Origin of the sequence: Aurantibacter aestuarii (assembly GCF_003008425.1) — a bacterium.
Taxonomy (GTDB): domain Bacteria; phylum Bacteroidota; class Bacteroidia; order Flavobacteriales; family Flavobacteriaceae; genus Aurantibacter; species Aurantibacter aestuarii.
In genome coordinates this window covers 530304-543612 of sequence record NZ_PXOQ01000007.1, presented here as the reverse complement: position 1 = coordinate 543612, position 13309 = coordinate 530304, and the positions used below count along the sequence as shown (strand labels likewise).

The 13309-nt window shown below is 33.5% G+C and carries 11 protein-coding genes; 5 read left to right on the top strand and 6 right to left on the bottom strand.

Annotated elements, in window-relative coordinates:
- Window positions 1–116 precede the first annotated feature (116 nt).
- The 4 genes from C7H52_RS03675 (at window position 117) to C7H52_RS03660 (ending at window position 2824) form a co-directional block, all read left to right on the top strand.
- Window positions 117–974: a YicC/YloC family endoribonuclease gene (locus C7H52_RS03675; RefSeq protein WP_106462532.1), complete on the top strand. Its 858-nt coding sequence runs from the start codon at window positions 117–119 to the stop codon at window positions 972–974.
- A 116-nt stretch (window positions 975–1090) separates the two neighbouring features.
- Window positions 1091–1678: a guanylate kinase gene (gmk, locus tag C7H52_RS03670; protein ID WP_106462531.1), complete on the top strand. Its 588-nt coding sequence runs from the start codon at window positions 1091–1093 to the stop codon at window positions 1676–1678.
- Window positions 1679–1735: 57 nt separating this feature from the next.
- Window positions 1736–2314 (top strand): nicotinate (nicotinamide) nucleotide adenylyltransferase, encoded by a 579-nt coding sequence (gene nadD, locus C7H52_RS03665; RefSeq protein WP_106462530.1) that lies wholly within the window; start codon window positions 1736–1738, stop codon window positions 2312–2314.
- A 72-nt stretch (window positions 2315–2386) separates the two neighbouring features.
- Window positions 2387–2824, top strand: coding sequence for an OsmC family protein (locus C7H52_RS03660; protein ID WP_106462529.1), 438 nt, complete (start codon window positions 2387–2389; stop codon window positions 2822–2824).
- Between the two features lie 73 nt (window positions 2825–2897).
- Here the strand turns inward: C7H52_RS03660 and C7H52_RS03655 are convergent, their stop codons facing one another.
- A complete protein-coding gene (locus C7H52_RS03655; RefSeq protein ID WP_106462528.1) occupies window positions 2898–3854 on the bottom strand; it encodes a nicotinic acid mononucleotide adenyltransferase in 957 nt (318 codons plus the stop codon).
- A gap of 134 nt (window positions 3855–3988) precedes the next feature.
- Between C7H52_RS03655 and C7H52_RS03650 the strand changes: the two genes are divergently transcribed.
- The gene (locus tag C7H52_RS03650; RefSeq protein ID WP_106462527.1) at window positions 3989–4987 is read left to right on the top strand and encodes an NAD(P)H-dependent glycerol-3-phosphate dehydrogenase; all 999 of its coding nucleotides are present in this window, start codon (window positions 3989–3991) and stop codon (window positions 4985–4987) included.
- Between the two features lie 79 nt (window positions 4988–5066).
- Here C7H52_RS03650 and C7H52_RS03645 read toward each other — a convergent pair whose 3' ends face one another.
- The 5 genes from C7H52_RS03645 to glmS form a co-directional block, all read right to left on the bottom strand.
- On the bottom strand, window positions 5067–5360 hold the full coding sequence (locus C7H52_RS03645; RefSeq protein ID WP_106462526.1) for a F0F1 ATP synthase subunit epsilon: 294 nt from the start codon (window positions 5358–5360) through the stop codon (window positions 5067–5069).
- Between the two features lie 29 nt (window positions 5361–5389).
- On the bottom strand, window positions 5390–6898 hold the full coding sequence (gene atpD / locus C7H52_RS03640; protein WP_106462525.1) for a F0F1 ATP synthase subunit beta: 1509 nt from the start codon (window positions 6896–6898) through the stop codon (window positions 5390–5392).
- A 168-nt stretch (window positions 6899–7066) separates the two neighbouring features.
- On the bottom strand, window positions 7067–8527 hold the full coding sequence (locus C7H52_RS03635) for an SGNH/GDSL hydrolase family protein (protein ID WP_106462524.1): 1461 nt from the start codon (window positions 8525–8527) through the stop codon (window positions 7067–7069).
- A gap of 12 nt (window positions 8528–8539) precedes the next feature.
- Window positions 8540–11299 carry a TonB-dependent receptor gene (locus C7H52_RS03630; RefSeq protein ID WP_106462523.1) on the bottom strand — a complete coding sequence of 920 codons (2760 nt, stop codon included), beginning with the start codon at window positions 11297–11299 and terminating at the stop codon, window positions 8540–8542.
- A 158-nt stretch (window positions 11300–11457) separates the two neighbouring features.
- On the bottom strand, window positions 11458–13305 hold the full coding sequence (gene glmS / locus C7H52_RS03625; protein ID WP_106462522.1) for a glutamine--fructose-6-phosphate transaminase (isomerizing): 1848 nt from the start codon (window positions 13303–13305) through the stop codon (window positions 11458–11460).
- Window positions 13306–13309 lie beyond the last annotated feature (4 nt).

The following is a 13309-nucleotide window of genomic DNA, read 5'->3' as shown; positions in this document are numbered from 1 at the left end:
ACATTAAGATTCAATCCTCTTCAAAATTACAATTTATTGTCACTTTGCGCTATATTTAAGAAACATTTATAATACGCTAGGTTTTACTTACCTTTGCGACTTTATACCTTATTTATATGATATATTCCATGACGGGTTATGGTAAATCGGTTTTACAATTACCAACCAAAAAAGTAACCATAGAGCTTAAGTCTTTAAACAGTAAAAGTATTGACTTAAATGTTCGAATGCCTTCTATTTATAGAGAAAAGGAATTGGATATACGTAAACAATTAGCAAAAGATTTAGAGCGTGGCAAAGTAGATTTTTCTATTTATGTAGAAACCACTGCAGACGATACCAGTACTCAAATAAACACGCCTGTAGTCCAAAAATACATGCAACAGCTAAATGAAGTGGTGCCAGGTGATGGTATTGAGTTATTAAAAATGGCTATGCGTTTACCGGATGCTTTAAATACGGTAAGAGAAGAAATAAATGAAGCAGAGTGGCAACATATTGAAGCCGGTATAAAAGAGACTATTGACGCTATTACGCAATACCGCCTGGACGAAGGAAAAATTTTAGAGGCCGATTTTAAAGCGCGTATAGAAACACTTTCTAATTTATTGGAAGAGGTTATAAAAATTGATCCTGAACGTGTTGAAGCGGTTCGTGAACGTCTTCATAAAGGTGTTGCAGAGTTAAAAGAAAAATATGACGAAAACCGATTTGAACAAGAATTAGTCTATTATATTGAAAAATATGATATAACTGAAGAAAAAGTGCGATTAACCAACCATTTAAATTACTTTATAGAAAGTATAAACTCCAAAGACTCTAATGGTAAAAAATTAGGATTTATAGGCCAAGAAATGGGTCGCGAAATTAATACCATAGGCTCAAAAAGTAATTATGCCCCAATGCAGCAGCTTGTGGTGCAAATGAAAGACGAACTGGAAAAAATAAAAGAACAATTATTAAACGTACTTTAAGAATTTTAAGTGTGAATAATGAAGTCGGATGCGTGATATTGGATGCCCGATGAATAAATTTTGCTTTCTAAATGAAGGACTAATAACTGTTAATTATTAAATGATAACTGAATAAAATGCCCAATACCAATACAACACAAGGTAAACTTATTGTTTTTTCTGCACCATCTGGCTCAGGAAAAACAACCATCGTAAGACATTTGCTTAAACAAGAGTCTTTAAATTTAGCATTTTCTATTTCTGCGACGTCTCGCGAAAAAAGAGGTACAGAAGAACATGCTAAAGACTACTATTTTCTTTCGGCTCATGATTTTAAGCAACATATTAAAAATGACGATTTTTTAGAATGGGAAGAAGTCTATCGAGATAATTTTTATGGCACTTTAAAAAATGAAGTTGAGCGTTTATGGGCACTAGGGAAAAATGTTATTTTTGATATTGATGTGTCTGGAGGCTTGCGTATTAAACGAAAATTTCCAGAACAAACTTTAGCTATTTTTGTAAAGCCGCCAAGTATAGACGAACTTAAAATAAGACTAAAAAACCGTAAGACAGAGTCGGACGACAAAATAAACATGCGTGTGGCAAAAGCCAGTGCAGAGTTAGCTACTGCACCACTATTTGATGTGATTATCGAAAATGATAAACTCGAGAATGCTTTAGCGGAAGCTGAACTTTTAGTGGGAACATTTGTAAATAAGTAATCACTACAACCGACCAACACTAAATGATTACCGATAACTGATAATTGATCACTGAACATGAAAGTAGGTTTATATTTTGGCTCTTTTAATCCCATACATATTGGTCATTTAATTATTGCCAATCATTTGGTAGAAAACAGCGATTTAGACCAAATCTGGTTTGTGGTGACACCACATAATCCTTTTAAGAAAAAAGCTTCTTTATTAGATAATTATCAGCGTTTAGAAATGGTTTTTTTAGCCACTAAAGATTACGATAAACTACAACCTTGCGATATCGAGTTTAATTTACCGCAACCCAATTATACCGTTAATACATTAATTCATTTAAAAGAAAAACATCCTACTCATGATTTTTCTATCATAATGGGAGAAGACAATTTAAAAAGTTTTCATAAGTGGAAAAATTACGAGGTCATACTTGAAGATTACCAAGTGTATGTTTACCCTAGAATTTCTGAAGGAATTGTTGAAACCCAATTTACCAATCATCCAAAAATTTCAAGAGTAGATGCACCAATTATTGAGTTGTCTTCTACCATGATTCGTAATAGTATAAAAGCTCAAAAAAACGTAAAACCTTTATTAAGCCCAGAAGTTTGGAGGTATATTGACGAGATGGGGTTTTATGAATAAAAATTAGAACTTCATTAACAGTGTTTTGTATTCATAATTAAGACCTTGTAGTACACAATTTAAACTATAATTATGAAAAGAAAAGCAAATGCAATTTGGAAAGGCTCAGGTAAAGAAGGAAATGGAGTTTTAAATGGCCCAAGTGGCGTATTAAATGAAACTCCTTTTAGTTTTAAAGCTCGTTTTGAGAATGAAAATGGTAAAGCAGGAACTAACCCAGAAGAGCTAATAGCAGCAGCTCACGCGGGCTGTTATAGCATGCAACTAAGTTTTATGTTAAATGCTAATAGTTTTACAGCCGATACTTTGGATGTTGATGCTATAATTGAAATGGAAGAAAAAGATGGTGGTTTTGCTTTTAAGCATATTCAATTAAATTTAGATGCAAAAGTCCCAAAAATTTCGGAAGAAGAATTTAAGCAAATTGCTCAAAAAGCAAAAGACATTTGTCCAGTTTCAAAAGCATTAAGTAGTGTTACTATAGATTTAAATATCACATTCAGTAACTAAATTTATATCATCTAAAATATAAACACCCAAGATTACAGTGTAGTCTTGGGTGTTTTTTATTTATACTAAGTTCTTATATTCTATCTGCTTCTCTAGTATTCTCTTTTTTGTCTGTACGTTGTACACGTTTTTTTTGCGCAGAGGTTTTAGATTTGTTTACCGTTTGTCCTTCTTTATAGTAAGCAATATAACCTCGACCTCTAAACTCGTATAAGGTTCCAGAATCAGGATGAAATAATTCTATGGTCTGATCATTTACAATATTCAGTTCAAAATATTCATTATCAAAATAATCATAGTCAAGCGTTAACGTTTTCAAATAAAAATTACCTGGCACATCATTTACGCCATAAATTCCTGTATAATCCCAATATAAATTATTTGGATTTGTTGGGACAACATCTTGAGAACTTCTAAAGGTGTTATCATTTCCACCAGATAAAAACTGTAGATAGTTTTCGTTATCAAACTCGTTTAATACACCGTAATCACTTGTATACGTTTTTTCCCAAGCTTCATATTCCTGCATAAAATATCTTACATTATCGTAAAAAACATAATCATAATCAAATGTGTTTCGGTTATAGCCATGTAAAAAATAAGAGGTGTCATTATAAATATTATATAATTCAATCGTATTTTGGTCTACTACAAACACATCAAAACTATCAAAGCCATCTATGATATGGTTGGTATCTAAAATACCATTATAAGCGTCGTAGTGCCCAATTTCAATACCAAAACCGTTTCCTTGACTTCCTATGCCCACCAAATTATTGTTTGCGTATAAAATACCATTCCTAAATGATACAGTAAAAGCTATTTGCAAAAAAGGAGTTTCACCATAACCAATAGTTTGATTTATATCTATATACCATAACTCGTAAGAATTAAGTAATTGATTGGTTGTAATAGTAGTTACAGGTGCCGGTTGTACATATGGTGTCTCATCTACAATAACTTCTGTATAACAAGAGGTGAAAAGTAATGCTATTAAAGCAAATGCTGAAAGTAATTTTGTTGTTTTCATAATCTTGAATTTTAAAGTTATACTTCAATAAAACCAAAAGACGTGCCAAAATATAAAAGCTTCTAAGAATAGCATTGCAGTAACTCTAATAAATTGTGTATTTTTGAAGGTATAAATACCTATGTTAAAAGCTTATGAGTGCATTAAAATATGCTGTTTTTGGATCTGGAAGTTGGGCAACCGCTATAGTAAAAATGTTATGTGAAAATTTAGACGAAGTAGGCTGGTATATGCGTAGCATATATACCAAGGAACATTTATTAAAGGAACAACATAACCCAAGTTACTTAAGTTCAGTAGAGTTTCATTTAGATCAACTTAAACTAAGTAACGATATTAATGAAATTGCAGCGTATGCAGATGTTCTCATATTTGTTATTCCTTCCGCTTTTATTCATTCTGAATTAGAAAAATTAAACGTAGATATCTCTAACAAAACTATTGTGAGTGCTGTAAAAGGTATTTTACCTGAAACAGGTTTATTGTTAGGTGAACATTTTCACGAAAACTTCCAAATACCTTACGATAATATTGGTGTAATAGCCGGACCTTGCCATGCAGAAGAGGTCGCTTTAGAACGTTTATCTTACTTAACCATTTCTTGCTCAGATAAGAAAAAAGCACAGCAATTAGCTAAAGTTTTAGAAAGCCATTACATTAAAACAAAAACCAGTGATGATGTGATTGGTACTGAATATGCTGTAATGCTTAAAAATATTTATGCTGTGGCAGCAGGTATAGCACACGGTTTAGGTTATGGTGATAATTTCCAGAGTGTCTTAATGAGTAATGCTATTCGGGAGATGAAGCGTTTTATTAAAAAAATGCATAAAATGAAGCGTAACATCAACAATTCAGCTTATTTAGGAGACTTGTTAGTTACTGGTTACTCTACATTTTCAAGAAACCGAATGTTTGGAAACATGATTGGAAAAGGATACACCGTTAAAAGTGCACAAATGGAAATGAGTATGGTAGCCGAAGGTTACTATGCCACTAAAAGTGCTTTTAAGCTAAATGAAAAAAATAAAAAGAAAACCCGTTTACCTATAATAAATGCGGTTCACGAGATTTTATATGAGGGCAAAGATGCTAAAAAAGTCTTCCTAAAATTAACTGATAAGTTAGACTAATTATTAAGTAGATATCTTAAAACTAAAAAAGTTCCGTTATAAAACGGAACTTTTTTTATATAATTATTTAACTTGTGTTTTAGTCTGCTAAGATAATCACTTTGTTATCTTTCATTTCAACTGTTCCAGAATTAATCTTAACAGTTAAAACCTTTGGATCGTCAATATGAGGCACTACAGTTCCGTGCAAATCGTCTAATACCAAATGACTTTGAGTATGCACGTTTATTTTAATAACACCTTCCGTTAAAACAGAAACTATTGGTGCGTGGTTATTAAGCATTTGAAATGCTCCTTCTACTCCAGGAACAGTAACTGCATCTACTTCGCTACTAAATAATGTGGCTTCTGGCGATACGATTTCTAAAAACATGTACTTTTAATTTAGTATTAAACCTATAATTATTCTCCAGCAAGCATTTTCTCTCCAGCTTCAATTGCTTCAGCAATAGAACCTTTAAGGTTAAATGCAGCTTCTGGTAAATGGTCTAATTCACCATCCATAATCATGTTAAATCCTTTAATCGTTTCCTTAATATCTACAAGTACTCCAGGAATACCTGTAAACTGCTCGGCAACGTGGAAAGGCTGAGATAAGAAACGTTGTACACGTCTAGCTCTACCTACAGCTAATTTATCTTCTTCAGATAATTCTTCCATACCTAAGATGGCAATAATATCTTGTAATTCTTTATAACGTTGTAATAACTCTTTAACACGTTGTGCACAGTCATAGTGCTCATTACCTAAAATATCTGCTGTTAAAATACGAGACGTAGAATCTAACGGGTCTACCGCTGGATAAATACCTAACTCGGCAATTTTACGAGATAATACGGTTGTTGCATCTAAGTGAGCAAAGGTTGTTGCTGGTGCTGGATCCGTTAAATCATCTGCAGGTACGTAAACCGCTTGTACAGATGTAATAGAACCTCTTTTAGTAGATGTAATACGCTCCTGCATTGCTCCCATCTCGGTCGCTAATGTTGGTTGGTAACCTACCGCAGATGGCATACGACCTAATAAAGCCGATACCTCAGAACCTGCTTGTGTAAAACGGAAGATATTATCTACGAAAAATAATACGTCTTTTCCTTGTCCTTCACCTGCACCATCACGGAAATATTCTGCAATAGTTAATCCTGAAAGTGCTACACGAGCACGAGCTCCAGGTGGCTCGTTCATTTGTCCAAATACGAAAGTTGCTTTAGAATCTTTCATAGCTGTTTTATCAACTTTTTGAAGATCCCATCCACCATCTTCCATAGAATGCATAAAGTCATCACCATACTTGATAATTCCAGACTCTAACATTTCACGAAGTAAATCATTTCCTTCACGTGTACGTTCTCCTACCCCTGCGAATACAGAAAGTCCACCGTGACCTTTGGCAATGTTGTTAATTAATTCCTGAATTAATACCGTTTTACCTACTCCTGCTCCACCAAATAAACCAATTTTTCCACCTTTTGCGTAAGGCTCAATTAAGTCTATAACTTTAATTCCCGTAAATAAAACTTCTGTAGACGTAGATAAGTCTTCAAATTTAGGAGCTTGTCTGTGTATTGGTAAACCTGCATCTCCCGACTTAGGTAAATCTCCTAAACCATCAATTGCATCACCAATTACATTAAATAAACGTCCATAAACATCTCCTCCTATTGGCATTTGTATTGGAGCACCTGTAGCAATAACTTCGGTTCCTCTACTTAAACCATCTGAAGAGTCCATAGCAATGGTACGAACTGAATCTTCACCAATATGAGATTGTACTTCTAATACTAATTTAGTACCGTCAGCTTTATTAATTTCTAACGAATCGTAAATTTTTGGAAGTTCTGAACCAGAAGCGAATTCTACATCGATAACTGGACCAATAATTTGAGCAACTTTACCTGTAACTTTTGACATTACTTATCTATTTAATATTATGGTATTTAATTGATTTGAAAACCTATACGTTTTCGCGTGCAAAGATAGTTGTTTTAATTTAATTTAAAAGTCTTATTAAAAGCTTTTTTAAAACGAAAAAAACACCTTCAAACTGAAGGTGTTTTTTATACTGTATAATTGCTTAAATTATTGAAGTAGAACAGGATAACTTACATTAAAGTCTTCTGCTTTATTTAAATTTCCAGAAGCTTCAAAGTTAGAACCATATGTTGCATCTATAGCTTTTAAGAATGCATTAGCCATTAAAGCATAACCTCTAGCTGTTAAATGTACACCGTCTAAACTCACTAAACCTCCTGTAACAAGGTTTGTTGATAGATTATAATCATCAAATTGGATACCCATAGTAGCCTGATTTAAAATACTGTTTAAATCTACTAAAGCTAAACCATTAGCATTTGCAATAGCTGCTATAGAAGCATTATAAGCTATGGTTGCATCTGCAATTTCCTGCTGCTCTGATGGTAATAAAACAAATGAATCACTCATTGGGTTTTGAGTACCTAATCCTGAAGGTATTTGAGAAGCTGCAGTTAACAAAATTAAATCTGTAGGTTCTGCCTGTCTATAACTAGGAATACCAAAACCTGATAAATCTGTTAAGGTTTCATCTTCAATAACCACTGCGTTATCAGGTATAGCACTAAAAACAATAGTTCTTCTGTCTGCTTCTTCTTGAGAAATAGCATTGTTTGCTAACGCAAATTGAATACCTCCATTGTAAGTTGCATATCCTTGGTTTAATTGACCAGCTGTTGCAGCGTCTAAAGGTACAGGATTATAAGCTACGGTTGTAAAGAAAGATAAACTGGTAATATTAGGCAAATTACCAATTGCCCCTTTTGCACCAGTCCCTACTAAACCATTAACTAATGTTGAAAGAGCGAAGTCGAATGTAGCTTGTGGCGTTATAGGGTTAGACCCATCTCCACCTGTAGTCGCGTAACCCAAAACATCATTTCCTCCAACTTCACTTAAAGTAAAAAAGGTTGGTGTTTGTGGTACAATAGCTAACTCTAACATTGATGCATCTGGGGTGTTTCCTGTTAATCTAACCGCATATGGATTTGCTGCAGATGGAAAATTCATAATATTTCCATAACCTGGCGCAATCATATGAAAACTTTTTGCTCCTGGAACACCTAAATTGTTAAATGGTCCTGTAGGGTTATTTAAAACAATATCTGTAGAAACAGTAACAGGTCCAATTAAAGACTCTAAGGGAGCAGGTCCTGTACCATTAAATACTAATCTTGGTTGTGTAATTCTTGTTCCATTTGCCGCTAACCCTCCAAAATTATCATTTGTTAAAGGCTGAACGAAGTTACCGCCACCTGCCTTAGCAAATTGCTTAGCTAAACTATTAGGAAAAGAGTTTTCCTGAGATGCTTGAAATAAGGCGTTGTCTGTAAATCCTGCAGTAAAAGAAGCTCCAACTGCAACATAATTTGAAAAATCTGCCTGACCAGCAGTTAAAGCAGGTCTATTAACCTCTTCATTTTGATTCTCAATAAAATCTTCTTCGTCATTACAAGAGGTAAAACCAACTGCAAGAGCTAGAAGACATAAATATTTTATGCTTTTCATAATTTTTCTTTTTTATAGGTTGTTAATAGTTAAACCAACATAATACATAGATCCAATAAATCCAGTACCAAACGCAGTAAAGTATTCCTTACCTGTAAGGTTTGTTCCTCCTGCCTTTAAAGTTGTTTTTAAACTTGGAATGTTATAATTGATTTGAGCATCTACGACATGAAATTCTGGTACTACACCATTTCCAAACGTTGCTTCCCAGAAATAATCATCACTAAATCTGTATGAGACATTAAATCCGAAATTTTTAAATAATTCTGTGTTACCAAAAGACGCTTTAAACTTATGTTCTGGTGTATTAAAATTCGTTTGAAAATCTGGATTAGCTTCTTGATCGAAATCTAATTTTGTAAAGGTATAACTTCCGCTTAAATCGAAGTTTTTAAATACTTTAGTAGATAATCCTAAAGATGCACCATAAGAGTTTACATTAGCATCAGAATTTGTGTAAGTACTATAAGCTTGGAAATCTCCATTTGCTATTGCTTGTACAGATGAGCTATTGTCTCCAACAGTTCCATAATACGGAGAAATCACTACGTTTTGAGAGATAAAATCTTTATATGCATTATAGTATGTACTAAAGTCTACAATTACTTTGTTTAACTTACCTCTATAACCTATCTCAACAGAAGTAACTTGTTCTGGTTTTATTAAGTCTGGATTTGCTATTTCTAAATCTGCTGGATTACCAGAATTTGCAAAGTCCCTTACAGATTGTTGTGAATAAGAATTATTATATGCAACCGCACCTGTTTGTGTTACTGTTGCAGGTTGACCTAAAGTCTGCCCTTCTGTACTTACATTAAAAGTTCTAACATATCTGTCTAAGTTTTCTTTTGCAGAACCTACTAGAATTGCTCTACCAGCATCTAAACCAATAAATAAATCCTGAGTTGTTGGATTTCTGAAGCCTGTTTGTACTGACGCTCTAATGTTATGATTTTTATTTACAGTTAAACCACCAGATAATCTTGGGGAGAAAAAGCCATCAAATAATTCTGATTTATCATAACGTCCAGAAGCGGTTAATTTTAATTTTAAACTTTCGTTTAATTCTAAGTCTTTTTGTACTTGCGTATATACACCAAATTCAGAATAATCTATTGGGCTATCGCCATCAGTATAGATAGTTCCTCCAGAATTAAGATTATATCTTCTAAAAGAACCTCCTACTTGAATTTCAGCAACATCTATTAAATGTCCGAAATTATAGTTAGCATCACTATGTATATATTTTGATGCATCTTGAAATTTAGAACCTTGACTTAAATCTGGATTATTAATACTTTGGTTAAACGCATTTTTAAACTCTGGTGATCCTGGTAAATAACGCCCTGTGTCTGCTGCAGCTCTTGCTGCATCATGTTTTTGTTGATCGGTTAAACCTTGTGGATTTCCTGATAACTCTATACCTGCATAGGTTGCAATATAGTCGCCAAACCAATCTTCGTCACTTTTCCAAGCTCGGTTAATGTTAATTCCTGTAAATACCATATCGTAAGAATCTCCAGCTTTATCTGAAACTTCATAAGCTCTTACAAAGAAATTATCATTTCTAACTTCTAATTTGTGTTGTTGTTGGAAAAAGCCATTAATATTATATCGGTTAGTTCCTTGATAAATAGTTGATCCAGTTCCAACCTTACCTACATAAGATAGTTCTAAACTATTTCCATCAATTGGTCTAAAGTATAATCCCCAATCTGCTTTAATACTTTCCGCATTATAATTGGTTAAAGTTTCTTCATTATAACCAGTTCTACTAACTACTACATCTGGAATTATTCCTAATCCTGAAGCCGAACGAATATTTGTAGATACTTCATCACCATAAACATTAATACCATCATAGTTTGTGTTAGAACGTGTTCTACTAGGATCTATTTTATCTACTTCACTTGTTGCTGCCCAATCTGTTCCTTTTAAGTATCCAAAATTTACTTTAGCTGCAAACTTATCTGTAAACTTATGAGCTAATCTAATACCTAAATCGGTATAGGCATTTTCACCAGCTGCTTCTTGATCTGTAATACCTTTTTTAATGTATCCACTAATCCCCTCAAAATCAAATGGGTTTTTACTTCTCATAAATAAGATCCCATTAAATGCGTTAGCGCCATATAAAGCTGAAGATGCTCCCGGAAGTAATTCTACACTTAAAACATCAGTTTCTATCATACCCACTAAGTTACCTATTGGGAAATTTAATGCAGGTGTAGAGTTGTCCATACCATCCACTAACTGCATAAATCGGGTATTTGCAAATGTTGCAAAACCTCTCGTGTTAACCGATTTAAACGTTAAACTGTTAGTGTTAACATCCACTCCTTTAAGGTCTTCTAAACCGCCATAAAAATCTGCTGAAGCAGTACTTTTAATTTCTTTTAGCCCGAAACGCTCTACAGTTACAGGAGATTCAAACACACGTTCTGGAGTTCTAGATGCAGAGATAACTACCTCATCTAAAGCAGTACCTTCTTCTAGAACCACATCAAAAGATTGATTATTAGCTGTAACTTCTTGATTTGATGTTGCAAAACCAACACTACTTATTTGAATTGTAAATGGTGGCTCACTGTCTGTTGTTAAATTAAATTTACCATCGAAGTCTGTTACGGTTCCCGAAGAAGTTCCTACAACAATTACGTTAGCCCCAGGAATTGGCAGACCACTATCGTCTAAAACCGTCCCGGAAATGCTTGTTTGTGAATAGGTTAGCCCAAAACAGAACAATAATAAAATTGAAAAGATTGATTTCATATTATCAAATTAGTTAGATTATTTAGAGTAAATATACATTTTTTAACTATTTATTGTGAAAATTTTATAAAAATTATGCGTGCATAATAGTTTTTTAACAAAAAAAGCACATTCAAAATGTGAATGTGCTTTTATTTATTTTGATATTTTTTATGTTTTTATTCTACCGTAACCGATTTTGCAAGGTTTCTTGGTTGGTCTACATTTTTGTCAAGTAATACCGCAATATGGTAAGATAATAACTGAAGGGGAATTGTAGTTAATAATGGAGACAAGGCCTCTAAAGTGTCCGGCACTTCAATGACGTGATCTGCTAAATTCTTAACATCAACGTCACCTTCGGTAACAATACCAATTATTTTACCTTTTCTCGCCTTGATTTCTTGAACATTACTTACCACTTTTTCGTAATGACCTTTTTTTGTTGCAATTACAAAAACAGGCATTTGCTCATCAATTAAAGCAATTGGACCGTGCTTCATTTCTGCAGCTGGATATCCTTCCGCATGGATGTAAGAAATCTCTTTTAGTTTTAATGCGCCTTCTAGAGCTACAGGAAAATTATAGCCTCTTCCTAAATAAAGACAATTCTTAGCATCCTTATACATTTTAGCAACTTCTAAAATATGTTTATCCGACTCTAATGCTTTTTTTACTTTTTCAGGAATAAGCTCGAGTTCTTGTAAATGATACTGATAATTACTTGTTGAAATATTACCATTTGCTTTAGCTAATTTTAAAGCAATAAGGGTTAATACAGTAATTTGAGTAGTAAATGCTTTAGTTGAAGCTACTCCTATTTCTGGACCTGCATGTGTGTATGCTCCGGCATCTGCCTCTCTTGCAATTGAAGAACCTACTACATTACAAACACCAAATACAAATGCACCATGTTGTTTGGCTAGTTTGATAGCTGCTAAAGTATCTGCTGTTTCTCCAGATTGAGAAATAGCAATAACCACATCTTTATTGGTTATAACAGGGTTACGATATCTAAATTCTGATGCATACTCAACCTCAACAGGTATTCTTGCTAAATCCTCAAAAATATATTCTGAAACCAAACCTGCATGCCATGATGTACCACAAGCCACAACGATAATTCTGTTTGCATTAAGGAAACGATCTAAATTATCGTCTATTCCAGCCATTCTGATAATGCCTTCTTTAACTAATAAACGACCTCTATAAGTATCTTTTATGGCATTTGGCTGTTCATAAATTTCTTTAAGCATAAAATGATCGTAACCACCTTTTACAATTTGCTCTAAATTAATTTGAAGCTCTTGTATGTAGGTATCGGTTAACTCGTCGCTTATAATTTTCCTAATTTTGATGTCTTTCCCTAAACGAATAACCGCTAATTCTTCATCTTCCAGATAAATCGCTTTTTTGGTATACTCTAAAAATGGAGAGGCATCACTAGCAATAAAAAACTCGTCTTCTCCAACCCCAATAGCTAAAGGGCTACCAAGTTTTGCTACAACAATTTCATTAGGTTTATTTTTATCAAAAACGGCAATTGCATAGGCACCAACCACTTGATTTAATGCAATTTGAACGGCTTTACCTAATTTTAAATTTTGGTTTCTCTGAACATCTTCAATTAAATTAACTAAAACCTCTGTGTCTGTATCTGAGTGAAAGATGTAGCCTCTTTTAATTAACTCTTGTTTTATTGATTCATAATTTTCAATTATTCCATTATGAATAATAACCAGATTTCCGGAATTGGAATAATGTGGGTGAGAATTCACATCGTTTGGTACACCGTGAGTTGCCCATCGTGTATGTCCAATAGCAAGGTTTCCTGAGGTTATAATATCATTTTTAGCTTTCAGCTCTAAGTCCGAAACCTTACCCTTAGTCTTACAAAGTTTGATATCATTCCCATCATAAATGGCAATTCCAGCACTATCATATCCTCTATATTCTAATCGTTTTAAACCTTCTAAAACAACTGGATAAGCTTCACGCTTACCAATATAACCTACAATTCCACACATAATT

Bases quoted from the DNA above. Each gene is read 5' to 3' on its own strand.
- C7H52_RS03675 (WP_106462532.1), top strand. From the start codon at position 117: ATGATATATTCCATGACGGGTTATGGTAAATCGGTTTTACAATTACCA.
- gmk (WP_106462531.1), top strand. From the start codon at position 1,091: ATGCCCAATACCAATACAACACAAGGTAAACTTATTGTTTTTTCTGCA.
- nadD (WP_106462530.1), top strand. From the start codon at position 1,736: ATGAAAGTAGGTTTATATTTTGGCTCTTTTAATCCCATACATATTGGT.
- C7H52_RS03660 (WP_106462529.1), top strand. From the start codon at position 2,387: ATGAAAAGAAAAGCAAATGCAATTTGGAAAGGCTCAGGTAAAGAAGGA.
- C7H52_RS03655 (WP_106462528.1), bottom strand. From the start codon at position 3,854: ATGAAAACAACAAAATTACTTTCAGCATTTGCTTTAATAGCATTACTT.
- C7H52_RS03650 (WP_106462527.1), top strand. From the start codon at position 3,989: ATGAGTGCATTAAAATATGCTGTTTTTGGATCTGGAAGTTGGGCAACC.
- C7H52_RS03645 (WP_106462526.1), bottom strand. From the start codon at position 5,360: ATGTTTTTAGAAATCGTATCGCCAGAAGCCACATTATTTAGTAGCGAA.
- atpD (WP_106462525.1), bottom strand. From the start codon at position 6,898: ATGTCAAAAGTTACAGGTAAAGTTGCTCAAATTATTGGTCCAGTTATC.
- C7H52_RS03635 (WP_106462524.1), bottom strand. From the start codon at position 8,527: ATGAAAAGCATAAAATATTTATGTCTTCTAGCTCTTGCAGTTGGTTTT.
- C7H52_RS03630 (WP_106462523.1), bottom strand. From the start codon at position 11,299: ATGAAATCAATCTTTTCAATTTTATTATTGTTCTGTTTTGGGCTAACC.
- glmS (WP_106462522.1), bottom strand. From the start codon at position 13,305: ATGTGTGGAATTGTAGGTTATATTGGTAAGCGTGAAGCTTATCCAGTT.